Annotated in this window: 1 pseudogene; it reads right to left on the reverse strand. The window is 79.9% G+C overall.

The features are described from left to right. Window positions 1-1205: pseudogene (locus R7226_RS31480) on the reverse strand (hypothetical protein); the annotation flags it as partial.

The following is a 1205-nucleotide window of genomic DNA, read 5'->3' on the forward strand; positions in this document are numbered from 1 at the left end:
CGCTCAGCTCGCGCTCGGCGCCCGCGAGCCCGTCGGCCTCGGCGCGCGCGGCGGCGTGCTGCTCGACGAGCCGCGCGGCATCCGCGCGCAGCTCCTCAGCGCTCGCCTCGCCAGCGATCGCCCGCGCGGCGGCGAGCGCGCTCGCGTTCGCGGCGGCGGAGCGCTCCAGCTCCCCGCGCTCGTCCGCGCGCGCCGCGTGCGCCTCCTGCGCCGCCCGCTCCTGCTTCGCGAGCGGAGCGGCGTCAGCGTCTCCGCCCGGGATGAGCGCGGATCTGTGCACCCCTGAGATGTCGAGCTCCGCGGTCATCGGATCGGCGGCGCCGTCGGTCGAGCGGAGATGCGCCGGCGCCGGGTGATCGAGCGCGCCGCAGACGGCGCACGGCTCGCCGGGCGCGAGATCGGCCGACAGCTCGGCGGCCATGCCGGCGAGGCGGCGCTCGCGCAGGTCGAGCCAGGCGGCACGTGCGGCCTGCTCGGCGTCGACGGCCGCGCGCACGCGGTCCGCGAGCTGCGCCTGGGCGGCCGTCAAGCGATCGCGCTCAGCCGCGTGCGTGGCGCGCTCTTGCGCCGCGGTGGTCTCGGCGGCAAGCGCGTCGAGCCGGTCGGCGGCGCGGCGCGCCGTCTGCGCGGCGCCGTCGAGCCGCGCGCGCGTCTGCTCGGCTGCTGCGAGCGCCTGCGTCGCCGACTCGCCGCGCGCGCTCGCCGTCTCTGCCTCGGCGAGCAGCCGAGCAAGCGCCTGCTCGTCAGCATCGAGCCGTTGCTCGACGGCGACCAGCTCGCCGAACGCGCCGGCCTGGCTCCGCAGCTCACCCGCCCGCATCCGCAGCGCGAGCGCAGGCGCCGACTCGTCGGCGCGCGTCAACGCCTCGGCCACCACGTTCGCTGCGGGCGGCGCCGGCGCGGCGTCGCCCGGAAGGTCGAAGAGAGTGGGGGCGGCGTCGAAGAGGCTCGGTGGGGCGTGGGCGTCGGCGGGCGCGGTGTCAGCGGCGTCGGCGGGCGTGGCGTCGGCGGCGGCGTCGGCCGTGCCGGCGCTGGGCGCGGCCGGTGTGTCCTCGGCGGCCAGCGAAGCGTCACCGGCCGCCTCCGCCACCGCCCGTGATCCCTCGTCCAGCCGCTTCCAGGCGGCGTCGGCGGCTGCCGCGGCGCCCATCGCCTCCTCGCCGCGCGCGGCCGCCGCCGCCAGCAGCGGGGCGACGGGGGCGGCG

Source organism: Conexibacter stalactiti, from assembly GCF_033542075.1.
GTDB lineage: Bacteria > Actinomycetota > Thermoleophilia > Solirubrobacterales > Solirubrobacteraceae > Conexibacter > Conexibacter stalactiti.